This window comes from Bacillus sp. AY3-1, assembly GCF_008368785.1.
Taxonomy (GTDB): Bacteria; Bacillota; Bacilli; order Bacillales; family Bacillaceae_G; genus Bacillus_A; species Bacillus_A wiedmannii.
In genome coordinates this window covers 20143-44994 of record NZ_QORZ01000020.1, presented here as the reverse complement: position 1 = coordinate 44994, position 24852 = coordinate 20143, and the positions used below count along the sequence as shown (strand labels likewise).

Here is a 24852-nt window from a genome sequence, read left to right as displayed (position 1 = left end):
ACAATAAAAAAACTATCCGCATAAAACGAATAGTTTTTAATCAAATTACTTTACAATCGATTCTTTTGATAATTTCTCAATAGTTGGGATATCCGCAGGTGCCCACTCTAAAGCTGCTAGTTCATCCGGATATAACCATTTAATTGCTACGTGCTCAGTTAGAACCGGACTTCCTTCAACAAGTTTACAATAGAAAGTTTTCAAATGAACAATACCAAAATCATACTCATAGGCTGTATAATCAATTTGCTCACCAATCTGCACGCTACAATGCATTTCTTCATCAATTTCACGCTTTAACGCCTCTTGAGATGTTTCTCCCTCTTCTATTTTTCCACCTGGAAATTCCCACATAAGAGGTAGCGATTTAGATGGCCCTCTTTGCGCACATAAAATTTTCTCATCTTGAACAATTACCGCTCCAACAACATAAATATTTTTTTTCATAATGTCCTCCTTAAATCTCACAGAAACTCTATAATATACGTTTCGAATCTTATAGAGTGAAAAATGCCTTCTATATATTTTTAATCGGCGAGATAGATTTTTACAGATTCCCTCTCATCCACCGTCTTTAATTTAGTTAGCCTGACATTTCCGTCTCTATCATATTAATAGAAGTAACTACAAAAGAAAAGAGTAGCTTGATACCTCACCAACTTATCACAACTAAAACCATGTATTCTACACACTACACCGCCATACAAAAAAGAGAGCGCCTATTTAAAGTGCATCCTAAAATCTAGACACGTATTTTTTGTATATCACTGAGTTGACAAAAGCAGCCAATATGTACCGTGAAATATATAGATCTGTTGAATCTGACATATTCGAACTTGGATTAGAGCTAGAGCATTATTTTGAATATACACTAGGCGATATAATATATACTGGAAATAAAAAATTGGTATGACATATACACAGACTGGTACTCTTCACACAAAAATTATTGATAAGAAATTTTTAAAAACTTAGCAAGATATTAAAAATTTTAAAGACAGTATAAACAATTTATCTTTTAAAATTAATACAGAAAAAAACGATATCAAAAAAGAGAAGGGGAAATACATAAAAGTGATGCAAGACTAAACAACTCCGAAATGCTTGTATTACATTAGAAAAATTTCACCAGTTACCATTGGGTATAACAGATGAGGAATGTTTAAAACTTATTGAAAGATTTGATAAAAGAGAACGAAGAGTTTGAAACGGATTACGTTTTTGTTAAGAACGATGGAGAGCAAATCGATCGTAATCATTTTCGGAAACGACTGAGGAAGTATGTAGAAGAAACAGGAATTATAAAGCGAGTACATCCCCACCTATTCCGGCATACTTGTACTACGATGTTTTTAGAGGCTGGTGGAGATATACGTCATTTGCAGATATTGCTTGGGTACACTGATTTGCGTATATTGTTGATACGATATACGCATTTATCGAAACAGGCGTTGCTTAATCAACACGATAAATTTTCACCATTGAATCCCTTGATAGATAAGCTAAATAAGGAACGAAAAATATTACGTTAAATTATACTATTTAGAGGGTTTAAAGAGCGAAATGTAGATTTACATTTTTCTTTTTCTTAATTAAAAACCTAAATTAAATTCACTACAATACATTTAAAACAAATTACTCTTCATTATTCAAATGTTTAGTAATTGATACTAATAAATTTTCTATTCCTTCTTTTCTAAGCTTATTCTCTTCTATATTTTTTCTGTGTTCTATAATAACCTGTTCAGATTTTTTAATTTTTTCATTTATTAATCCTAATTCTTTTTCTATAATTACTTTTATTTCATGTGAATAGGAATGCATATCCATCTGGATTCTATTTTCATCTGGCACTTTATATTCAATATTTAAACTTTCATTAACATTTATAGAAGGAAATAACATTTCCAATTCTTGTTTAGCATAACGTCTATGTCCCCTATCAGTTTTCTCAAACTTATGTCCTCTTTCTTCAGCCTCAATCGCTTTTTTTCTCAAAGTATTTACACTTACACTAAGTTTTTTTGCAATTTCACCTGGAGTATACATTCTTTCCATCCTAAACTTCACTCCTATATTACTTATTTTTTATAACATAGAGAGTATAAAACCTATCTTCACGAAAGTACATATGAAAAACATTCCATCTTCCCTTTGTACATGTATCTTTATATAAAATTATTATAGTGATAATTTTAATGTAGCCTTACCTCTAGCTCCAAGCTTATTATGCACATGGATACGTTTTACCCTTACACTAAGGATGATAGTCCTTGAATTTCACAAAATAAAAAACCTATTCTATTTAATTAGATTTTACGCATGCATATTCTTAATTATTCAATAAAACGTTACAACTTATTACTAACATTGTCCTACTCAACTATTTCCCTCTAATTTCGCCATCCCATTCACTCTACATACAGATTCTACAAATGCAGTCTCTTAACACCTAAATCATGACCCTCAACTATGTGTAGAAGTGTTTAATTAACTTTAGGCTTACGCACATAGTCTGCTTCATTTTCAACTATAAAATGGTTAAGATTCATCAAACATTTCTAAAAACAAAAAATATCAAGTTTGTGTTTTTGAAGACCCATCAACTTTAAGACCAGATATTGCACATCTCAAAGACCAAGAATACAGTGAAAATCAAGAACAAGAAAAGGTTAAAAACTATTCATAATATTAAAAAATTAAATTCTGAGCAAAATAAAAAATTACCATTATTTTTATGTATAATTAAAGTGAAAATTCCATACATAGGAAGGAGATTTTATGACTGATATAGTTAAAGATTCAATTAACCAGGTTATTGAACAACTTACAATTAATCAATTACACTCAATAGTTGAGGTGATAGATAACAAAGGTTTCATTACCGATGAATGTGCTACTGCTGATGATAAACTCCTATTAAGTAAAATGATGATTAAATATGGTTCTAAGAAGATTATCAATAGATTGCAACAAGAAGCTGGTTATCTTTACAAATTGGGCTCCGCTGGTTCATATGATAGTAACTACGGTGAAGTATTAGCTATATTTAGTTATGACTTTTTTAAAGATGCTCTTGATTTTGAAAGACAAGCACTTGTTCCTTTTATTGAAAAAGAAAAAAATAATATGTACTCCTAAGCACCTGAAACGGATTCCTTTAGATTTTACCGAAGATAGTCGCATTGTGACTATCCTTTACGATATGGCAAAAGGGGCCTCAAATTGGTCCTACTTTAAATTAAAAAGGGAGCTCACATTATGAGCCCTCTTTATTGGTGTTGAAAGGGTTGAATGTTTCGTTTCTCCCTTTTTGATAATAGGTGCCTTACAAAACACCAGATGCCTAATTCATAAGTAATCCTTGAAATGGGAGTACCTATTTTTTCATTACAAGGCTAATGGGCTGAAGTCTGGTTTAGTTGCTTCAGTAGTAGAAATCCACTCTCCCAGTTTGTCAAAATACCCCTTCACTTCTTCTTCACTTTTTGTTTGAGAAGCCTCCCAAATATCAGACAGGAAATATCCTAAGTCAGCTGGATATGAAATCCCTTCACCTGTAAAAGCTTTTTCTAAGCCAGGGCTTGCGTATGTGTCAGATTCAACTTTTCCTTTTGCTGTTCCAACTACCCAGCCCTTTTCAGTTTTCGTCAAATTGTAAGTGTCTTTATGTCCCCAACGTTTGCTATGTACTTTTAGTTTAAATTCCACGCCAATATTTTGCATGTTCATTCCTCCTTTGATAATACTTTTATTCTATATCAAAAAAGGTAAATTTAGCAATCTGTCATAATGATAAACTCCTACTTGTTAGTCACCCTCTCCATTATGACGAATTTCTACATTGTCTCATACTTCTAATAATTCTGGTTGTTCTGCTTTAATCTATTCAATTAAATCAAATTTATTTCCCAAACAAAAAATTTGTCTATATGATTGAACAGTCTGTAAGTAATTATAAAAACCAATATTCTCCACATTGTCTAATACAAAGAATTGATTTTCGATAGGTAACCAATACGAATAATAACTTCTTTCCGCCGTTGCAACAAATTACAATTAATACCATTTCACTAAACTATGTATAAAAGAAAAATCATACAATATGATGTATGATTTTCTACTCTATTATTTAAAATACTTCTGATAATCCTCTTCATTTTTAAATTCAATCGGTCCGACATCCATTCGAAACTTCCCGTTCTCGTACAACAGTGGTGAAGCCTCTGAATGGTCTTTTGAGTAACTTTCTACATGTGAAATTTTCAACTCATTTGAATTAGTGAAATCAATATGAGCAATACACACCCAATAAGCATGGTCATTTATTTCTAATAACGGTGCTGTCACAACGCTTCCCATATGATTATCGACAACAGCTTTAGCTTTCATAGAATAGAAACTACCTACCCCATTTCCGACAGCACTATACGCAGCAAATAAAACATATTTTAAAGCTTCTGGTCGGTAAATACGAATTGTTTCTTTTCCTGGCTCTTGCGAATCACCATCTAACACAATATATGGCGAGACTTTAGACGAACCTAGATTTTTATAATAAACCTTTCCTATTTCTCCATTAGTTGTTACGTAAAAACAGTATAAGTCTAAATCTTTATTTGTTTCCCATTCTAAAGTAGCTGTTACCATTTTAGATTTTTGTATATTTATAGATTGTTTTTTCTTCAATTCAACCTTCACTGCATTAATAGTTTTTTGTACTGGAGGTGGAGTAGGAACTATTTTCTTCTCTACAGGAGGAGCAAATTGTTTTTCATCTTCTGCGATTTCTATTCCAAAATTTGTACACAATGCAGCTAATCCACCAAAATATCCAGCTCCAATAGGATTGAACTTCCATCCTCCTCCATGTCGATATAGCTCTCCAACAATAATGGCACTTTCATCTGTAAATGGATACGTGATAGGAAAATGAATAATTTCTAATCCTGATTGTGCGTTGTTTATTTTCAATTGAATATGGGAAACATCTCGTAGCGCCTGTTTCTTCTCTTCAGCATTATGAATTGTAATCGAAAATACAATCTTTTGTACGTCATCTTTTATATGAGTAAAATCTACCGAAAATCTTTGTTTATTTCCATTTGTTTCATTTTGATCCAATTGAACAGATTGACAACTAGAATAAGGTTGTCCATAGAAAACGAAATCTTCTTCTTTAGTAATTTTCCCATTAAAACCTACTAAAAAAGCTGATGCATCTACATCCATATTCATCGGGGCATCCCAAGTTAAATCTACCCGTACTCCTCTAATCCCCGGATGATTCTTTGTAACATCTATCTTTTGTCCCCTTACTAAAGTATGTATCATCATAATTCCCCCGTCCTACACCTTTAATGTTTTAACATTCAGTTCAATTATACTCCTCTTTAGATTTTCAAGGATATCCTCAAGATATTTCGTTCCTTAATACTTGTCCAAAGGAAGGTTTATCATAACTTCCAGCATGAATGTATAAATGCTCAGATGATCTTGTCATGCCTACATATAATAGCTTACGTAGTTTAATATCATTTTGTTCAAGCTCCATTCTTTCAAACTTGTCCACATCAACTAAAAAGACAATTGGTGCCTCAAGACCTTTTGATGAATGATATGTTGTTATAATTAAATGTCCTTCAGTAATATTTTTTGTAACTTTTACTTTTTGACGTATCTCACAATTTAATTTCTTTTGTATATTCTCACAATCTTTTCCTTCTCTACACAAAATTAATATATCTTCTGGCTTATAGCCCTTGCGCTTAATAAGCTCGTAGACTTTATTACTAATATCTTCATACGATCCTTCAATAAAACTAACTCCATCTTTCATTTCATTCTCAAAAGATAGTTCGCTCATTGGACAATAAAATTTATTTACTTCCTCTTCCAATTTCTTTTCTTGTTTCAAGAAATTAAGGGCTAAATCTATATGTTGACTACCGGCACGATAAGATTTCTTTAATAAAGAACTTCTCCCGCGCATATCAATACCTAAGCTCTTCCAACTATGATCTGAGTTGTTATAGATGCTCTGTAGTCTATCTCCTGCTAAAAATAAATTTATCCCCGTAACAGTTTCCTTTTGATTATTAACATACGTATGTTCTTTACAAGACTTCACACATAATCGAATCCAATCATCTAGAAAGTCTTGGTATTCGTCCACTAAAACAGCATCATATGATGATTGAGCTCGCTGTATAGCTACTTCCGGCAATTCTTCATTCCACCACTTCACTGTATTTTTTTTGGGTACACATATACTTGCTGTATCTAGCGCAAATTTATGAAAAGTGCTAACATCTATATTCTCCAAGCGCACATTCATAAAGACAAGATCAGCTGCTAAAGAATTCAATTTGTTTTCAATTTTTGTTTTTAACGACCTATTATACGTTAATATTTTTATTTTCCATTCTGGATGTTCACGTACTAGATGAATTGCACGAGCTAGCAATAAAACCGTTTTCCCACTACCCGGAACTCCAGTTACCATATAGTGACCGTATGGTACACGCTTCGCGAAACGCTCTTGCTCTGCATCTAGTGCTGTAATTAATTCTTTTGTACTGATTTGATTATCGCTACAACTAACCTTAATTTCTGGAAATAATAGTGTTCGTATTGCAATAATTTCATCTTCTTCTACGAAACTAAATTCATTTTTAAATAATTGATTTATATTTACTGTGCTTAACATGTCAGATGAAATACATTGCGCTGGTGGCTGATTAAATACTTGATCTAATCCACTCTCTTCAATCTTATTAGAATGAAGATATGGAAATATAACATTAGTATGTAATTTAAACTTTAATTCGTTCCGTTCATTTTTTAAAATATCGTGCAACCTAAATAACCTCTGTGCTGCAGTATGGTATAAGTTAGCTTTACAAAATGGATTATCTACCTGTTTTCCATCTGCTAAATCTATTTTTCTTCTATCTGCTCTATTAATATAAGAAAGTTCCCAATCTTTCACTTCAAAGATTGTTACACCTCTTTGTGAATCAATTAAAATAAAATCAGGTTCTAAATGTCTAATTCTTGGCTGAATATATAAGTACACTTCTCGCTCCACGTCTTTATATAAAGAGCGAATCTTTTCAAGTACTCTTCTTTCACCTGGAGTCAAGCTTGGCAAATCATTCGGTATAATGTGTAAACCCACAAGAATCCCCTCTTTTTTCATATTATGCGTGTATTTCATTTATATAAATTAAATATAAATATATACAAATAAATGAGTTACAATAATAAAAAATGATCAAAAGTTCTCTTTTATTATTAAAAATATTATTACACGCCATTCTCATTTTAAATTATATACTCAAATATAAGTTTTCTGGATTATTTTTCTATATCCAAAACAAAAAGACACTTTTCATAGTGCCTTTTCCATAAGTCTATACCTGACCTTTTGTATCACTAATTTCTCTTTTCTCGTTTGCCCTGACTAATTAACTTAATAAGTTTCTCTCTATTAATTAATACAACTCAATTCACTTTAGCGAGTTTGTATGCTGCAGCTGTAAATTCACTATTTGTAACAACCCTTGTTTCATCAGCTTTATAAAATTCTTTTGCACCAACAATCTCCTGAACAGATTTAATTCCAACGTTATTCTTATAGCGTTTTGCCTGTACAATAATTCTTTTATCATTTTTTCTCAAAATTAAATCTGCACCAAAATCGTTAGATGCTTTAGTAATCTCTGTTTTATAACCCAAAGCAGGAAATAGACTTCCTAAATATTTTTCAAACTGGTGTCCGCTCATCTTATCAATATCATAAATTCCTGATTGTCGAAGTTCTCTTAGCTTTTTTACATTCACATACATATATAATAATATAATTGCTGCCGATACCATTACTATCGGTACTAAAAATTCCGGTTTCCACAGCACCCCGAAAAACGTAATAACTAGTAAAGATCCCAATATTGATTCATCTTGCTTTTTCTTTCGCTTAGCCATCTTAACTCCTTTTCACTCATAAACTATAATAATTATTTTAATAACCTAGATAAAATATCCCGCCTAAAATAACTAATGCTATAGCACCTTTAATGATAGGTAGCATATCATCTGGTATATAAGATCTAATAATTACAAGCAGAGTACATATAATAAATATGACACCAAGGAGTATCCACCCGTCCCAAAGTACTTCTTTTAGTGACTCTGGTAACTCTATATTATTAACATCCATTTTATTTCCCTTTCTATCTTAATTTATAAAATCATAATAACCCATTATTCTTATAAAAGGAAATATTTATATAAATGTATATACTAAGAATGATATCGATATTTTATAAGTACAAAGCACTAAAATTACTTATCTCCTCTATCTCCACCAACCATCTCTCCATACCACTCATAACTCTCCTCCAAAAACCCCCTACTCTCCTCACTATCCTTATAATAAGAATTCCACCCTCTCTCCCTCAAAATCCCCTTCCAACTATCACTCTCAACCATCTGCTTAATCACACCATCCCAATAAGCAACCTCTTCCTCCGTCATATCTTTTGGGCCCATAATTCCTTTCCAGTGCTGGAAGATGACGTTGATTCCTTGTTCTTTCCATGTTGGGATTTCTGGTAGTCGGTCTAGGCGTTTTGGTGCGGATACGGCTAGTATTTTTATTTTGCCGGCTTTGTATTGTTTTTCGGCTTCGGATAGGGTCATGGTTGCGGCACCTATTTGTTTGTTCGTTAGGGCGTTGATGATTTTTTCTTTGTTTTCGTAGACGAAGAATTGTAGTTCGGCTGGGTTTATGCCGAATGCTTTGCTTACTTGTACGAAGGATAGGTGATCATCGTTTCCTAGGCCAGGGGCAACACCTATTTTGAAGTTTTTCTTGTCTTGTTTTAGTTGTTTCATTAGTTCGTTTGCGTTATCTATGGTGCTGTCTTTTGATACAACAACGACTTCCCAGTCCGATGCGAGTGTTGCGAGCGGCGTGAAGTCTTTATATGTTAGTTTACTGTGGCCTAGTAGGTTGTTCGTTATGAGTAAGCTTGAGTTGATCGCCAGTACGTGACCGCCTTTTTGTTTCGTATATTTCCATCCGACGTCACCGCTGCCACCTACTTTGTTTGTGACAGTGATTGGTTTTGTGAAGATTTTTTCTTCTGTCAGTGTTTTTTGCATCGCTCGTGCCGTTAAGTCCCATCCTGCTCCTTGAACGTTTGGTGCAACGATTTCTACTTCTTCTATGTTCACTTTATTCGTGTGCGTTTTTTCTACGGAACAACCAGCTACTACTCCTATCATGATCCATATACATAGTAATAATCGTTTTTTCATAGTCCTTGTCCTATGCGATATTTTCGTTCTGGTCGTCCGATAATGCCGTATGTGTACTCTACTGTGCATTCGTTTGTCGCTACTAAGTATTCTAAATATCTTCTTGCGGTTGTTCGGGAGGCCCCCATTTGTTCTCCCATTTCTTCTATTGTAATGCCCTCTTCGAATCCTTTTATAATCCCTTTCACTTTTTGCAGTGTTAACGGATCTACACCTGTCGGTAAGTTTTTTATATCTTGTGTTTGCGAAATGCCGAAGAAGTTATCGATGAGTGCTTGATTTACTTCATTGTTACTATGTAATAGTTGTTTCTTTCTTTTATAGTCTTCAATTGTGCGAACGAATTTTTCTAACGTGACCGGTTTTATAAGATAATTGCTTACGCCGTTTCGAATTGCTTTTTCTAACATATGGTTTTCATTTGCCGCAGTAACCATAATGACGTCAACGTTTGGAAAGTCTACATGAATTTTCGGCAATAAGTCTGTTCCGATTCCGTCTGGTAAATAGTTATCTAATAGAAGTAAATCGATTTCTTCCCTTTGTAGTAGTTCCATCGTTTCTTTCGCGTTCAATGCTTTTCCAATCACTTTTACGTCTTTTATTTTTGATAAAAACTCTTCCTGAATTTGTGCGACGCGGAAATCATCTTCTGCAATTGCAACCTTCAACATATGACCATCCCCCTGTTTGTCATGTACTTTCTCTCAATGTTTTCGGAAGGTAAATTGTAAAAATCGCTCCCCCATTTTTCTCGTTTTGAATTTCAATTGTGCCCTCTAGGACATCTACCATTTCTTTCACGTTTGCTAGTCCGTAACCACGATTATTCCCTTTCGTTGAAAATCCTTTTTGAAAAATGGTCGTCATTTTTTCTGCCGGTATCCCTGTTCCACTATCTATTACTTCAAATACAATGTCATGTCCAATATCCGTAACAAAGAAAGAAACTCTCTTCTCCTCTTGCCCACTCACCGCATCAAACGCATTGTCGATTATGTTTCCAAGGATCGTAATAAGGTGTGAAACTTTTATATGGTCTGGTAACGGACGAAGCGTACTATCTCCTTCAATATGAAAATCAATTTTCTTTTCAGACGCTGTTCCGATTTTCCCTAATAAAATAGCTTGCACTTTCGCATCGTGAATTTGATGGAATAAAATATGGTTTTGGCTTTGATGAATGTTAGATTCTTGTTGGATAAATTCAATCGCTTCTTTGTAATGTCCTAACTGAAGTAATCCTGATAAGACGAACAGTTTATTTGTGAATTCATGTGTTTGAGCGCGTAAGTCCTCTGAATACTTTCTTACCTCAGATATCGTATTCACTAAGTTTTGCAGTTCTGTTTTATCTCTAAAACTACATACAACGCCTACCGTACTGTTATTTTCGAGTATCGGTGTCCTATTTAAAATAAACACTTTATTTTGAAACGCAATTTCTTGATCGTTTTCTAGCACTCTTTCCATATTAAATTCCGGTAAAACTTTTGAAATGTGCTGCTGCATATAATCATCATTTACATGTAGCATCTCTTCTGCCGACGTGTTCATCATCGTAATAAAACCGTTTTGATCAATAGCGATAATTCCTTCTTTTATAGATAGTAATATTGCACTTCGTTCCCGGTATAGCGCTGCGATTTCATTCGGCTCTAAACCGAGTGTATCTTTACGAATGCTACGTGCTAAAAGAATGCCACCAACAATTCCGGCTACTAATACAGCTAAAGAAAAGAGTATAATTTCTTTCGTTCTGCTCAGTATGTTAGATTCAATACCTTTTATTAAAAACTCTACTGTCACAACGCCTACGACTTGATCGTAGTCTCCGTTATGAACAATAATGGGTGCCTTTGCCATCAAAGCCGGACCACTTTCCCCATTTCCTTCGAGCGTATAGTATCCTCCAAAAGTGAGTGCTTCATAGTTATATGGATTGTTACTCTTTGTGCCAATCAACCCCGAATTAGAATGGGAATATATAACCCCAAATCGATCTTCTATAATGACATAATCTGCGCCAGCTTGCTCACGAACTTGTTCCGCAATGGATTGGATCATACTTTTATGCTCGTTATTTTGAAAAGCATCTTTTATAGCTGGCATAAAAGAAAGCGACTTCGCTGTTTGCAGTGCTAGCTGCTCCACTTGGCGCTTCGTATCAACGGACTGAATGTAAACAAATATTCCCGCTAATAGGAGAACGACAAATAAAATTAACGTAATAATTAAGCTTACTATTTTCGTTTGTAATGACACTTTGCGTGATTTCTTCATACTTCATATCCTTTGATAAAATATTCAAAACTATCAATCTCCTTTTTCTATTATTATGACAAAACTAATAATGAAGCAACTATTAAAACTCTCCGTGTACATAAAGTACAAAAAGAATAAAATTGTCATAATATTGAGATTTAATCCCGAAGACAGTACAATTCAACTACAATGAACACGCTTTCATAATTATCTTTTTATTTATAAGCAAGAGGAGGAATTAGTATGGCTCAAGCAAAACCTAACCGAGTCGCCGGCAATATTTTCAAAGGTTCCGTCGGCAATTTAATTGAATGGTACGACTGGTACGTTTACTCTGCTTTCGCTGTTTACTTCTCAGCAGAGTTCTTTCCTAAAGGAGATCCAACGAGTCAGTTACTGAACACTGCGGCTATTTTCGCAGTTGGATTTCTAATGCGCCCTATCGGCAGTTTATTAATGGGACGCTATGCAGATCGGCACGGACGCCGGGCAGCATTAACGCTTTCGATTACGGTTATGGCCGGTGGTTCTTTAATTATCGCCTGTACACCTAGTTACGAAAGTATCGGCATTATGGCGCCAATTATTTTAGTTCTTGCTCGTTTACTACAAGGATTATCACTTGGCGGAGAGTACGGAACTTCCGCAACATATTTATCTGAAATGGCTAGTAGTGGTCGCCGGGGCTTTTATTCAAGTTTCCAATATGTAACGCTCGTTGCTGGACAAATGGTTGCGTTAGGCGTTCAAATTGTTCTTCAGCAATTGCTAAGCGAACCAGATATGAAAGCTTGGGGCTGGCGCATTCCGTTCATCATTGGAGCGATGGGTGCAGTAGCTGTATTATGGCTTCGCCGCACGATGGATGAGTCGGAGCAATTCGCAAACATAAAATCACAAAAACGCGAAAGCGCAGGAACTGTTCGCGCTCTTATGAAACACCCGAAAGCAGTATTAACAGTAGTCGGCCTCACATTAGGGGGCACTGTCGCATTTTATACGTACACAACATATTTACAAAAATTCATGGTAAACACAGTCGGTCTTCCGAAAGAGGTTGTAAGCTGGATTAACTTTGCCGCACTACTTATTTTCGTCGTACTTCAGCCAATTGCGGGGCTACTATCCGATAAAATTGGACGCCGCCCACTATTAATGGCATTCGGTATTCTCGGAACATTACTAACAGCACCAATCTTCTTCTTCATGGAAAAAACGACAGAACCAATGGTAGCATTTTTACTCATGATGGTCGGACTCATTATCGTTACTGGCTACACTTCCATTAACGCGATTGTAAAAGCAGAACTCTTCCCAACTGAAATCCGTGCACTTGGCGTAGGTTTACCATATGCACTAACCGTTGCGATATTCGGTGGAACAGCTGAGTTCATCGCACTATGGCTAAAGAGCATCGGAATGGAGTCACTATTCTACTTCTACGTAGCTGGATGTATCGCGATAAGCTTCATTACGTATTGGCGTATGGATGAGTCATCGAAGACTTCGCAAATTGAGGCGGAGCTTGGTGGTGGGGATAAATTAGTTAATAATAAGTCTAGTTAAAATTATGTATTCTATGTTCTTCGTTTATCTGAAAAAGCATAATTCATTAATATGCAATTTAAAAACCTCTACTTATAAGTAGAGGTTTTTAAACTTTATAGCAGAAAAGAATAGCATCCTTGTACTAGAAGTATCTTTATAGCTTGGGATGATGTTTTCCTACTTTCTATTTTTAATAAATATAAAATAAAAACCATTTTAACAGTTCAAAGAAAAATTCCCTATACAAATCTTTAATTGATACAATAATCTATAAATAAAATTAACATTTTATTGATATTAAAACATCGAAAAGAGGTGGTACTTTGAACAAATGGGCTATATTATCTTTATCCTGTGTACCTTATGCTCTTTTAACTATAATAAATGGGCATACATTAGAAATAGGTGGATCAGCAAATATCTTTTGGAAAGTTGGTTTGTTTGCACCACTTATAGGCGTTTTATTTTCAGCTGGAGCCAGTAAAACTTACCAACGTGTTATGCTTGCAATATTTAATTTAGGCTACTATTTTGGACTTTACATCTATATGATATATACTTTTTAAAATACTCTTATATTCGTTTTATGAACATATATTTTTGGGAGAAAATCATGAAAAATAAAACCTACTATTTATCAATAATTTTCACAAGTCTTGTTTGTTTATTTTTATTTACAAAAGCTTTAGGATTTATCTTCTGGATAAATGGTGCACCAATAGACAAATGGGTAGCTTGGGCTGGTTTATTTGCTATTCCGATTTTCATCTACTACTCTTTTCCAGGACAAAATTTTAAAAAAGCACAAAAAACGGTAACCATAGTTATAATAATAGTTCAAATCATATGGCTAAAATGGGCCATTAATCAATCTAAATATTATGTATATGTTAACAGTAATAACATTCTCCCATCTCCATATATAATTCAGGAGACTCCAAATTCAGATACTCCTATTTCTCTTGGTCAAAGGCTTTTAACTAACTATACATTTTATAAATCAATTCATTCATATCTATATGTAAGAGAAAATGTCACAGAAAGTGATCGAGGCATTGTTGATTGGATAAAACATTTTGATAGCAAAATAAAAGAAGAAGACGACGGGCGCATATATATCGAAACTTATAAGGGGAAATTATTTTTCAAGTAAATTGTAAAAGGGAGAAGTCAATTTGAAATCTCCCTTTTACTATCTACTCTCCAAATATAAAAATATCAATAGAATAGATACAATAATTTTTGAAGCTTACAGCATAAGATACAATTCCATTAGGAATCTATACGCTTTATTACCTTTTATTCTATTTTTGTACTAGAATCTTCTTTTTTGCTTTGTTCTTTGAGATATGCTTTTTCTTCTTTTGGAGTAGCTAATCTTTTTGCTTTTCCAGTACTTTCTCCTCCTGCTTGCTCCCACATATAATTATGTTCTTCAACCGCTTGAGAAAAATCACCTTTTTCCCAACGATTTAAAATCTCAACATATTTTTCTTTTTCCATTATTTTATCGCTTTGATCTAACAAGTGACGAAGCTTTTTAATATTCTCAGGAGACATTACGATAAAACCAACCTTTTTATCAGCTATTACTTTTTGATGCAACATTTTGTGCATAGAGTCGATTATAACACCCTCAGAGTTGACCAAATCGTCAATTTCCTCACCTTTGGCATCAACTGTTCTCTCTTGTATTTGCTTATTGTCACTTCCGGGATTGAAAAACATTCCTACCATATATCCTATAAATATACCAAATACCACGATACTAACTACAATCATCGAAAACTTTTTCCATCTATCCATTTGTTGATCCCCCTCTTTTTTCAAGAACATTACAATAATTTCACATCTTTTTCTCTTCTACCGATAAACAACTTGTGTTTTAAACATTTAAACATTTTACTATACGATACCTTCATTTACTATTAGTGATTACATTTATATTAATCTCCTCATTCTCTTGCAAGAGGTTTCCCATACACATTAATCATACTGGATAATCAATTATTCCGCTTGATTGTGCAGCACTCAATTTTACAATAAAAGAGGGAGAGCCTCGTTTATTTTTATCGGTAAATCATGACGATATCTATACGATTTTTAGAGCTACTCCCACTGTATCCTATACTCGTAAACCCTCTTCTGCCCATGAATACCACCCCCCCAAAAATATATCAACGATTATCCAATTATATCTACCGTAACTCCGAATATATCGACGATTCGACACAACATATCGACTTACCGACAAATTTCGCGCGCACTACCACCGAAACCACCAATCAATCCCACACCAGCACCCACGCCCTCTACAAAACAAAAAAGCACCAGGTCCCCCCAGTGCTTTTCCCCCACTCTAAAACAAATGACAAGCCACCTGATGCCCCTTCGCAATCTCAACCATCTTCGGTACTTCCTGTGCGCATTTTTCAGTGGCGAATTTGCAGCGCGTTCTGAATTTGCAGCCGGATGGTGAGTTGAGTGGGCTTGGTACTTCTCCCTCTAGGATGATCCGTTCTTTGCCTATGTTTGTTGGATCTGGTTCTGGCATGGATGAGAGTAGTGCTTGTGTGTATGGATGTGCCGGTTTTGTGTATAGGTCTTCACTGTCGGCAATTTCTACTATGTTTCCTAAGTACATGACTCCGATTCGGTCTGATATGTGTCTTACCATGGATAAGTCATGTGCGATGAATAAGTATGTGACTCCTGTTTCTTCTTGGATGTCTTGCAGCATGTTTACGACTTGCGCTTGGACGGAGACATCTAGTGCTGAGATTGGTTCGTCACATAGGATGAAATCTGGTTTTACAGATAGTGCGCGCGCGATGCTGATGCGCTGTCTTTGTCCTCCGCTAAATTCGTGCGGATAGCGATATAAGTGTTCTTCTTTTAAACCTACCTTTTTTAGAAGATCTAATATGATTTCTTTTTGTTCTTCTTTTTCGTAAGAGCCGTGAATGTTCATTGGTTCGCTAATAATTTGGAATACATTCATTGCCGGGTTTAATGATGCGTATGGATCTTGGAAAATGATTTGCATTCGTTTTCTATATTCTTTTAGTTCACTTTCCTTTAAACTTGCGATGTCTGTTCCGTCGAATAAAACGTTACCTGAAGTGACATCGTGTAAACGAATGATGCTTCTTCCTGTCGTTGATTTTCCGCAGCCCGATTCTCCTACTAACCCGAATGTTTCACCCTTTTTAATAGTAAAGCTTAAGTCATCGACTGCTTTTAATTGTTCCGTTTTTCTGCCGAATAGTCCCTTTTTAATAGGAAAGTATTTTTTTAAGTTCCGAACTTCAATTAAGTTGTCTTCATGCATGTGATTCACCTACTGTCTTATCGTTTAACCAGCACATGGAACGTCTTTCGTTTCCGATTTCAAAATATGGTGGACGTTCTTTTTCACAAATGTCCATCGCATGCGGGCAACGCTCTGCGAATGGGCAACCTTGTGGTGGGTTTAATAAGTTTGGTGTTACACCTTGAATAGGAGCGAGTCTTTCTTTTACGCCGTTCGCTATTTTTGGCAGAGAGTTTAATAGGCCTTTCGTATATGGATGATTCGGCGATTGGAAAATATCAAGTACAGGTCCTTCTTCCATAATAAGCCCGCCGTACATAACGATGACACGCGTACAGTTTTGCGCGACAATTCCTAAGTCATGCGTAATAAGAAGTAACGCCATATTCGTTTCGTTCTTTAAGTTTTTCATTAAATCTAGTATTTGTGCTTGTATCGTTACATCAAGCGCTGTCGTCGGTTCATCCGCAATGAGAAGGTCTGGGTTACAAGACATCGCCATTGCGATCATAACTCGCTGCTTCATACCGCCGCTTAGTTCATGCGGATATTGTTTTACCCTTTCTTCTGGTGAAGAAAGACCGACTTGTTTTAACAAGTTGACTGCGATTTTCTCTGCTTCTTTCTTTTTCACTTTTTGATGCCGTATAATTACTTCCGTCATTTGCTTTCCAATTTTCACGACCGGATTTAGCGCAGACATTGGATCTTGGGAGATAAGTGAAATTTGATTTCCTCTAATAGAACGTAATTCTTTCTCGGATTTAGAAAGGATATTTTCATTATGAAAAAGGATCTCCCCTTCCTTCACTTTCCCTGGTGATGTAACGAGAGACATAACAGACTTCGCCATCACACTCTTTCCGCTTCCAGACTCCCCAACGATACCGACTACTTCTCCTTTATTTAAACGAAATGTAACGCCGCGAACCGCTTCTACTTCTCCGCTTTCTATGAAAAAAGAAGTCTTTAAATTATTCACTTCTAATAGTTTTTCAGACACGTTTCTCACTCCTTTCACGTAACACTTTAGTTTTCATTTCCAGCTCCTTTTGGCGCGAAAGCTTTCTTCAATGCTTCACCAATTACGTTAAAACTAAGTACCGTTAAAAGGATAAGGAATCCTGGGAAGAGCGTTAAATACCAAGCTTCGCCAATATATCCTTGCGCATTGTTTAGCATGCTGCCCCAAGAAGAATCTGGTTCTCTAATACCTAAACCTAAAAAGCTAAGTGATGATTCCATTAAAATCGATGTCGCAATTGTTAATGTCGCAGCGATAATAATGGTTGATAAAATGTTTGGAATGATATGTCTTACAATAATTGCGAGTGATTTTTGTCCTGATACTTTTGCATATAAAACGTACTCACGCTCTTTTACGGATAGCGTTTCTGCCCTTACAATACGAGCGGTGTCCATCCATGTCAGTAATCCAATAATAAGAACTAACGTCGTAATTCCTGGTTTTAAATAAGCATTTAATAACAGCATTAAGAAAAATGATGGAATTGACATAAGTACTTCCACAATTCGCATTAAGAAGTTGTCTAACTTTCCGCCAAAATATCCGCTAATTGTTCCAACTGCGGTTCCGATTGTAATAGATACAACCATCGCAAGGAAACCGACCGCAAGTGAAACTCGTCCGCCATATAACGCTCTCGTTAAGTAATCTCTTCCGTAATCATCCGTTCCGAAAGGATGACTCATACTTGGTTCTTGTAAACGATCTGGAATCGACATTTTGCTAGGATCGTATGGCGATACGAATGCAAAAATGGATGCGATCGTTAAAACCGCAAGTATAATAACTCCCATTAGTACAAACTTATTTTTCGTAAAACTACTTTTTATCGTTTGAAATCTCCTATTATTCATTCCAAATCACCCCCTCATTCGAATGCGCGGATCTACTACGCCATATAAAATATCAGCAATTAAGTTACCGAGAATTAACATGAATGATGATAATAATGTAATTGCCATGATAATCGGATAATCAAATCTAAAAATAGCATTTACCCCGAGCGAACCAAGTCCTGGCCATGAGAATACTGTTTCCGTAATAAACGCCCCGCCTACTAAACTTGGAATCGATAATCCGAAAATTGTAATGATCGGTATTAATACATTTCGAAGTACGTGATTAAATAAAACTGTTTTCTTCGAAGCACCGTACGCATATTGAATTTGCACATAGTCTTCTTCTAATTGCTGAATTGTGCTAGAACGAATATATCTCATATAAACAGAGATGTTTTGGAACGCAAGCACCATGCAAGGTAAAATACCATGTTGCACAATATCCCAGACGTAATCTTGACCGACTGTACGCATACCCATACTCGGAAGAAGGTTCAACTTTAAAGAGAATAAGTAGATTAATAGTAAAGCAAACCAAAAGACTGGCATTGAGATCCCCACATAAGAGATAAAGTTTACAATGCGATCAAAGATAGAATTCTTTTTCACACCTGTAAGTAGTCCTAGTGGTATTGCGATTACAAATGAGACGAGTAAAGACGATCCCATTAAGCCGATTGTCGCAGGTAACCTTTCTACAATAAGATCTAAAACAGGACGATGATTTTGAAGTGAGTAACCAAAGTTCCCTGTTAAAATATTTTTTAACCATAAAATATACTGCATATAAATTGGTTGATCGAGCCCTAAACTTGTGCGAATACGCTCAACATCAATTGGGCTCATATTCGGCGTGACAAAGTTTCGAACGGGATCCCCCGGTGCTAGTTTTATTAATAAAAAAGAAATAATGGAAATAACAAATAAAAGCGGAATTGCATTTAAAAGCCTCTTCGCAATTACTTTATACACAAACTTCCCCCCTCAAGATAAAGTGAAACTTTAATCAGTGGGGGTTTTCTTCATCCCCCACTGATTATTAGTTGAACCAATCGGACTTTTATGGGCAGTTGATCCCCCACCTAACTTCTTTGCTTTCGCTGAATTTTTAGGTGGGGGTCTTACTGCCCATTAAAGCGGGATAAAGAAGCTGATTTCCACCAGCTTCTTTACAGTTTCTTATTTCACTTCATAAATCTTAGATAAATCTTCAAACATTGTGACAGGAATTGCTTTTGCTTCTTTCAATCCATCAAACTTTTTATCTACTGCAATAACTGCTTTCGGATATGCGATTGGTAGATAAGGTAAGTCTTCTCTAGCTGTCTCTTGAATTTTATGGTATAGTTCTGCGCGTTTCGTTTTATCTGTTTCAACTGCAGCTTCTTCCCATAACTTATCGAAATCAGCGTTTTTATAACGTGCATAATTGTATTCAGCATTACTTAAGAATAAGCTCTTATATGAATCTGGCTCTGGTCCCATTATGTAACCACCGAATGTAATGTCATATTCTTTATTCTCTTTATCTAAACCTTTTTCACTTGCTGCACTAGCATCTAATGCATTTAGTTCAACTTGTAAGCCAACTTCTTGTAATTTTTGTTGTGTATAAAGCGCTAAGCTTTCCATAATTTTATTATTCGTTACATACATAACGCGTACTTTTTCTTTATCTTTCACGCCAGCTTTTGCTAATAACTCTTTCGCTTCTTTTTTATCATACTTATAATCTTTAATGTCTTTTGCATAATACATAGCGTCTGGCGTTAAGATTGAATTTGCTGGTTCTGCAAATTGACTCGAAACGAATGCAGAGTTAATCATTTCTTTCTTATCTAACGCATGCGCGATTGCTTGGCGCACTTCTTTTTTCTTCATTAGATCTGTATTTTGGTTATAAGATAAGTAGAATAATCTACCTTCAGGGAATGTCACCATTGAGAAGTTCCCAGTGCTATCTAATTTCTTAAAGTCTTGCGGCTCAATCATCTTCATGTTGATTTGACCATTTTGTAGTGAAACATTGGCTGTATTACGGTCTTTTACAACGCGATATACGATAGAGTCTAATTTAGCTTTACCTCCGACATAATCATCGAATCGATCTAATGCAACGTACTCATCTGATTTATACTCTTTAAACTTAAATGGACCTGATCCTACAGGCTCTAAGTTTTTCTTACTCTTCGCTAAATCTGCTTCCCCTTCAAATACATGTTTCGGAATTGGGAAGAAATCATTCATAACCCCTTCAAAAGATGCACTTACTTGTGGTAACACGAATTGAGTCGTTAGCTCATCCACTTTTTTCACCTCAAGCGGCTTTCCTTTAAAAATAAAGTTTTCACGACTTGAACTATTTTGCTTCTCATCTAAAATAGACTGGAATGTAAATGCAATATCGTCTGATGTAATCTTCTTGCCGTCATGCCATTTCAAATTATCCTTTAGTTTTAAAGTCCATGTTAATTGATCCTCTGAAGGCGTAAAACTTTCAGCAAGAACAAATTTTTTCTTACCGTCTTCCATATGATACAGCGGTGCATATAAAGCTTGCTGTATCGTTAATGACACACGATCATTCGCATAAAGCGGATTCATCGTATCCGGGTTATCGCTAACACCAATCGTTAACGTTCCTCCATCTTTCGGAGTCCCTGATTTACTAGTTCCTGCTTGCTTCGAATCTTTTTCCCCTGAACAAGCAGCTAATGCAATAAATAATAGTAGGACAAATGGTAATACAAACAACTTCTTCTTCATATTTCGACCCCTCTCGACTATTTACACCTATAAGAAAACTCGGAATTAATACCGAGTTTTCTTATGGGTTTTAAATTACCACTACCCATATGTATTGTCAAACTTTTTCCCAAAGATAGAAAGTTTTTAATCTATTCATGCATTCTTGCGATAAACTATATTTATGCGGAGGGGAAAATAAAAAGACCACGAATAAGTAGCCTCATAAAATGAGTTAAAAAACTATCAACTTATAGAAAATCCCTCTAAAATGATTGTTATATATGATCGAAAATGTAGAATGGGATTAAAGACAAAAAACACTTTTAGGAGGTTATCATGACATTTGATGAATTGAAAAAAAACAAACCAACAAACTCATGGGTTGAGTATGATGAAGATGGAGAATTTTTCACTGAAGAAAATATAAGTGCAACAAATAAGGCTCTTGACACTTACATTAACCATTTACAGAAATTAGGTGAGAATCCAACCGAAGTCGAAGTCATGCAAGTTGTTAAAGAGGTAGTTATTAAAATAAATGAACTAAATATCGAACATGACCATTTTATCGAAACAATGGAAAGAGAAGATCTCTATGAATTTATCGATGCAGCTGCACGAATAGCTGGCTTAGAATCTGAGGAAGATATAACAGAAGAATGGCGGGAATGGTAACAAAAGCTGCATTTACTCCTTCATAAAAATTCATCCCTTATTCTCCGATTGGAAAATAAGAGACGAACAAAGACAATCTACTCAGCTCCCTTAAGGTTTTAATAGTTTAATATTTGATTTTCAAGTTTGCCTTCACAAATTCCTGTTAACACTGATAATAAGAAAAACAGGCCGTAAAACGGGCGATCAATTTGATCATAAAGGTCATACGCTTCGCCAAGTAGAAAACGTTTGGATAAATAAGAAGCAAATAAATTATTAAAGGGTTGTAACCCCTACTATAAGAAATACTATTATTACCAAAGGAAGAATGATAATCATAAAGGACACTATTATTGTTAATAATGCTTTCCATGCTGAAAATTGGTGTGCTTCTCCTAAACATTTTAAGGAAATAATGATTGTCCAAATTCCAATAACTATATCAATTATGGCAAAAATAAGAAACAAAATCGTTAAAGTTATGCTACTATCCATTTCCGGTGTCTCACTCGTAAAGTTTTCTATCCCAAACAAGAAAAATGAAGGCACCCAAACTAATATAAGAGAGTAAACGTAAGGGATATAAGAATAGGCAACTGCGTAACGTGTTTTTTCAAAGGTACCTTGTCCACCAAGTTTTTTTGCCACCCAATTAAATAACGCTGGTAGCAAAAAATAATAAATTAAGAAAGCAACGAAGGTACCGAATATAACTATTGAGATTATTGAAAATGGACTACTTATTGAATCCGCTACATTTTTAGAAGATGCTCGATCTAAAGTCTGTACGAATGAGCCTAATAAAATGAGTAAAAACACATTCTTAGGTTTGGATATAAAAATTTCTTTCATTGTATCACGTGGTTTTGTCCAAATGGAGAACCAAGGATTAAGTGCACGTTTAAATTGATTTTCTGGAGTTTCCATAAAAAAACATTCCCCTTTCTTAAAACATATTAAATATAATTTCCTAATCATCCCAATTATGTACCTAGAAATATTAAAGCATAAATAGTCGGTTATTTAAATATAAATATTCAATCATTTAATTTCATCTGAAACTTAGGGGGAGTGATTCTTAGCAATTACCTCTATATTGTCTTGCATTTTTAACTATGGGCTGAGTAGTTACTTTCATTTTTGAGTACCTCACATTCTTTAATACATTGGATAAACAGTTATAATCTTATCATTAATAAGAACAAACCTAATTTCCATTCCTTCAGATGTTTTACCAGAATATACTCTTCCACTTATACATCTTTTATTACTATAAGCCTCGTGAATGGCTTCCATAAGAAGAATGCGATTATATACTTGAAATGCAACAAATCCTCTTTAAAATCCTATACGTATTTTCCCTCCATCTTCTATATGCTTCCGTAAATAATAGTACTTATGGAGTTCTATAATCATATAAAACAAAACAAACGAAATCACTGTGCATGCACACATAAACACAAGTGCCCCCATCTGTTGTGTTGCAATGCTAAGAATTATATTAGCAATTAACTGCCCCAATCCCGCTGCAATAGCTGCTACTTTTACACCACCAGTTCCTTTCGATGATTTTGATTTTTTTCTTGGTTCCTGAAGTTTTTCAATATGATTTTTATAAAAATAATACAAAGCAAAACCATACAAACCAAATGAAAGAATAAAATAGATGGGAGTTTGTAATTGTAACACTTCATAAGCATATTTTTGCGTTATAACCAATAATCCTACTGAACATATGGTGCCATATACTCCTCGAAATAGAGTGTATTGTAATTGTCGTTTCCGAGGATTGATAGCAATCCATATCGCCCACAAATTTAAAAAAATAACTGGAGGAGTTACTATATATACATAGAGTAATCGAAAAGGATTCGCAAAAGCAGGCAAAAGAACAAACACATCTGCCCCCAAAAGGACAAGACCAATTACGTGGACTCTTATTTCATTTACAGGATAAAGAGCCATATAATGTGCAAAAGCTTTCTTATTAAAATCTATACTTTTTTTCATGTTAATTAAACCACCCCGCTATTATTCCAATCGTCAAAAGTTTCATAGCTATTTATTCTCTTTCCCCTTAAATTTATCTATAATATTATGAGCAACTATATTCCATAGTAAAGAAAGTGCGGTAACAAAAAGTACAGCTAAGGAAAAATAAATCCTATCCTTCCATGCATCATGTACAATCATTATTAACGCACCAACACATATAACTATTTTTGAAAATTTTTGCATTCTATTATCTCGCTTCCTTCTCAAACTCAAATGAAAATCCCCCGCCATAACCGTTAGGTAAGGTTGCGGAACACCTGATTCTTCACCTGCATGGAATCTATAGCCATGCCCGCCTATTATAATCTCACCTTTAATACATAATGAGCAAAATAAATATTGGTTAATTTCACCAAATGTATTATATTTCATTATTCCGAACTTTTAAATGTTTTATCTTTCTATTGAATATTAGAATATGAATATTCAATTCCAATCATTAAATATTCTACTTTTTCTTGCTTTACAAGATTTTATGCAAAAAAAGACCACCAAAAGGCAGTCTCAAAACTCAATCCTATTCCCCATCCCGCACTTCACCGCTTTCTCATACAAATACTTCGCAACGATAATATCTACTACTGCCAAACCAACTGATTTGAAAATAGTAATCTCTTCATCATTCTCGCGTCCGGTTTTTTCCCCGCTTATGATTTGTCCAAGTTCGGCGTGGAGATTGCTAGTTTTATCGGAATTTGAAGGTCACCTGTTTCTAAATCACATTCAATTAAGCAATCCTACAAATGCCTCTTCTTCCTCATCTATAAAACCTACAAATATAATTTCTTCGATATCCTCATGATTAAATACAAATGTATACTCAGGATTAATGTATCCTTCTGGATAAAAACAGCCAATATAGTCATACATCACAGGTTCTTTAACCATAAGTTTTTGTTTTCTTCCATAAATCACAATTTTCTTCGTCCCACCTTTTAATAGAACAATAGAACCATTTGGTAAAAACTTTCCTTTAGAAAATGGCATAATTCCCCATCCTTTCTTTATCTAAATGTAATTCTATATTCATGATGTTGCTTCTCCCTTTTCTTTTCCATAGTCTTTACTGACTATAG

24 protein-coding genes and 2 pseudogenes are annotated in these 24852 nt (G+C 34.8%); 6 read left to right on the top strand and 20 right to left on the bottom strand.

Annotated features, from left to right (window positions below; genetic code table 11):
- Positions 1 to 45: 45 nt before the first annotated feature.
- Complete coding sequence (locus tag DN389_RS21310) at positions 46 to 447, bottom strand: (deoxy)nucleoside triphosphate pyrophosphohydrolase (protein ID WP_149237582.1); 402 nt, start codon at positions 445 to 447, stop codon at positions 46 to 48.
- A 725-nt stretch (positions 448 to 1172) separates the two neighbouring features.
- Between DN389_RS21310 and DN389_RS21305 the strand changes: the two genes are divergently transcribed.
- Entirely contained in the window at positions 1173 to 1532 is a 360-nt protein-coding gene (locus tag DN389_RS21305) for a tyrosine-type recombinase/integrase (RefSeq protein WP_149237581.1), read from the top strand.
- A gap of 103 nt (positions 1533 to 1635) precedes the next feature.
- Here the strand turns inward: DN389_RS21305 and DN389_RS21300 are convergent, their stop codons facing one another.
- The gene (locus DN389_RS21300) at positions 1636 to 2058 is read right to left on the bottom strand and encodes a MerR family transcriptional regulator (RefSeq protein ID WP_087985720.1); all 423 of its coding nucleotides are present in this window, start codon (positions 2056 to 2058) and stop codon (positions 1636 to 1638) included.
- Between the two features lie 723 nt (positions 2059 to 2781).
- Between DN389_RS21300 and DN389_RS21295 the strand changes: the two genes are divergently transcribed.
- On the top strand, positions 2782 to 3141 hold the full coding sequence (locus DN389_RS21295) for a hypothetical protein (RefSeq protein ID WP_087985721.1): 360 nt from the start codon (positions 2782 to 2784) through the stop codon (positions 3139 to 3141).
- Between the two features lie 249 nt (positions 3142 to 3390).
- Here the strand turns inward: DN389_RS21295 and DN389_RS21290 are convergent, their stop codons facing one another.
- The 7 genes and pseudogenes from DN389_RS21290 to DN389_RS21255 form a co-directional block, all read right to left on the bottom strand.
- The gene (locus tag DN389_RS21290; protein WP_087985722.1) at positions 3391 to 3726 is read right to left on the bottom strand and encodes a hypothetical protein; all 336 of its coding nucleotides are present in this window, start codon (positions 3724 to 3726) and stop codon (positions 3391 to 3393) included.
- Between the two features lie 402 nt (positions 3727 to 4128).
- Positions 4129 to 5334: a TerD family protein gene (locus DN389_RS21285; RefSeq protein WP_149237580.1), complete on the bottom strand. Its 1206-nt coding sequence runs from the start codon at positions 5332 to 5334 to the stop codon at positions 4129 to 4131.
- Positions 5335 to 5413: 79 nt separating this feature from the next.
- Positions 5414 to 7180 carry a UvrD-helicase domain-containing protein gene (locus tag DN389_RS21280; protein ID WP_149237579.1) on the bottom strand — a complete coding sequence of 589 codons (1767 nt, stop codon included), beginning with the start codon at positions 7178 to 7180 and terminating at the stop codon, positions 5414 to 5416.
- A 257-nt stretch (positions 7181 to 7437) separates the two neighbouring features.
- Positions 7438 to 7986 (bottom strand): annotated as a pseudogene (locus DN389_RS21275) (restriction endonuclease).
- A 360-nt stretch (positions 7987 to 8346) separates the two neighbouring features.
- Complete coding sequence (locus DN389_RS21265; RefSeq protein WP_149237578.1) at positions 8347 to 9324, bottom strand: tripartite tricarboxylate transporter substrate binding protein; 978 nt, start codon at positions 9322 to 9324, stop codon at positions 8347 to 8349.
- Positions 9321 to 9998 carry a response regulator gene (locus DN389_RS21260; protein WP_149237577.1) on the bottom strand — a complete coding sequence of 226 codons (678 nt, stop codon included), beginning with the start codon at positions 9996 to 9998 and terminating at the stop codon, positions 9321 to 9323. The genes DN389_RS21265 and DN389_RS21260 overlap by 4 nt, the downstream gene beginning before the upstream one ends.
- A 19-nt stretch (positions 9999 to 10017) precedes the next feature.
- Positions 10018 to 11607, bottom strand: a complete 1590-nt coding sequence (locus DN389_RS21255; RefSeq protein ID WP_149237576.1) for an ATP-binding protein — start codon at positions 11605 to 11607, stop codon at positions 10018 to 10020.
- A 225-nt stretch (positions 11608 to 11832) separates the two neighbouring features.
- Between DN389_RS21255 and DN389_RS21250 the strand changes: the two genes are divergently transcribed.
- From DN389_RS21250 to DN389_RS21240, 3 genes are all read left to right on the top strand, one after another.
- Positions 11833 to 13155 (top strand): MFS transporter, encoded by a 1323-nt coding sequence (locus DN389_RS21250; RefSeq protein ID WP_106074424.1) that lies wholly within the window; start codon positions 11833 to 11835, stop codon positions 13153 to 13155.
- A 305-nt stretch (positions 13156 to 13460) separates the two neighbouring features.
- Positions 13461 to 13703, top strand: coding sequence for a hypothetical protein (locus tag DN389_RS21245; protein WP_098204399.1), 243 nt, complete (start codon positions 13461 to 13463; stop codon positions 13701 to 13703).
- Between the two features lie 47 nt (positions 13704 to 13750).
- A complete protein-coding gene (locus tag DN389_RS21240; RefSeq protein ID WP_149237575.1) occupies positions 13751 to 14290 on the top strand; it encodes a hypothetical protein in 540 nt (179 codons plus the stop codon).
- A 146-nt stretch (positions 14291 to 14436) separates the two neighbouring features.
- Here DN389_RS21240 and DN389_RS21235 read toward each other — a convergent pair whose 3' ends face one another.
- The 6 genes from DN389_RS21235 to DN389_RS21210 form a co-directional block, all read right to left on the bottom strand.
- On the bottom strand, positions 14437 to 14943 hold the full coding sequence (locus tag DN389_RS21235) for a PRK06770 family protein (protein WP_098204397.1): 507 nt from the start codon (positions 14941 to 14943) through the stop codon (positions 14437 to 14439).
- A gap of 553 nt (positions 14944 to 15496) precedes the next feature.
- Positions 15497 to 16468 carry an ABC transporter ATP-binding protein gene (locus DN389_RS21230; RefSeq protein WP_149237574.1) on the bottom strand — a complete coding sequence of 324 codons (972 nt, stop codon included), beginning with the start codon at positions 16466 to 16468 and terminating at the stop codon, positions 15497 to 15499.
- Positions 16461 to 17453 (bottom strand): ABC transporter ATP-binding protein, encoded by a 993-nt coding sequence (locus DN389_RS21225; RefSeq protein ID WP_048566941.1) that lies wholly within the window; start codon positions 17451 to 17453, stop codon positions 16461 to 16463. Before DN389_RS21225 ends, DN389_RS21230 begins: the two co-directional genes overlap by 8 nt.
- A 26-nt stretch (positions 17454 to 17479) precedes the next feature.
- Complete coding sequence (locus DN389_RS21220) at positions 17480 to 18331, bottom strand: ABC transporter permease (RefSeq protein ID WP_001065304.1); 852 nt, start codon at positions 18329 to 18331, stop codon at positions 17480 to 17482.
- A 6-nt stretch (positions 18332 to 18337) separates the two neighbouring features.
- Positions 18338 to 19288 (bottom strand): ABC transporter permease, encoded by a 951-nt coding sequence (locus DN389_RS21215; protein ID WP_149237573.1) that lies wholly within the window; start codon positions 19286 to 19288, stop codon positions 18338 to 18340.
- 207 nt (positions 19289 to 19495) lie between these two features.
- Complete coding sequence (locus tag DN389_RS21210) at positions 19496 to 21082, bottom strand: ABC transporter substrate-binding protein (RefSeq protein ID WP_149237572.1); 1587 nt, start codon at positions 21080 to 21082, stop codon at positions 19496 to 19498.
- Between the two features lie 318 nt (positions 21083 to 21400).
- On the opposite strand from DN389_RS21210, the gene DN389_RS21205 reads away from it, so the two are divergent.
- Positions 21401 to 21739, top strand: a complete 339-nt coding sequence (locus DN389_RS21205; protein ID WP_149237571.1) for a hypothetical protein — start codon at positions 21401 to 21403, stop codon at positions 21737 to 21739.
- 258 nt (positions 21740 to 21997) lie between these two features.
- Here the strand turns inward: DN389_RS21205 and DN389_RS21200 are convergent, their stop codons facing one another.
- The 5 genes and pseudogenes from DN389_RS21200 to DN389_RS21170 form a co-directional block, all read right to left on the bottom strand.
- Positions 21998 to 22648 (bottom strand): Yip1 family protein, encoded by a 651-nt coding sequence (locus DN389_RS21200; RefSeq protein WP_098209282.1) that lies wholly within the window; start codon positions 22646 to 22648, stop codon positions 21998 to 22000.
- Positions 22649 to 23059: 411 nt separating this feature from the next.
- On the bottom strand, positions 23060 to 23731 hold the full coding sequence (locus DN389_RS21190; protein WP_149237570.1) for a hypothetical protein: 672 nt from the start codon (positions 23729 to 23731) through the stop codon (positions 23060 to 23062).
- A gap of 48 nt (positions 23732 to 23779) precedes the next feature.
- Positions 23780 to 24148, bottom strand: a complete 369-nt coding sequence (locus tag DN389_RS28895; protein WP_254981501.1) for a hypothetical protein — start codon at positions 24146 to 24148, stop codon at positions 23780 to 23782.
- A gap of 132 nt (positions 24149 to 24280) precedes the next feature.
- A pseudogene (locus DN389_RS21175) lies at positions 24281 to 24489 on the bottom strand (ornithine cyclodeaminase family protein); the annotation flags it as partial.
- 10 nt (positions 24490 to 24499) lie between these two features.
- The gene (locus tag DN389_RS21170; RefSeq protein ID WP_149237569.1) at positions 24500 to 24763 is read right to left on the bottom strand and encodes a DUF4176 domain-containing protein; all 264 of its coding nucleotides are present in this window, start codon (positions 24761 to 24763) and stop codon (positions 24500 to 24502) included.
- Positions 24764 to 24852 lie beyond the last annotated feature (89 nt).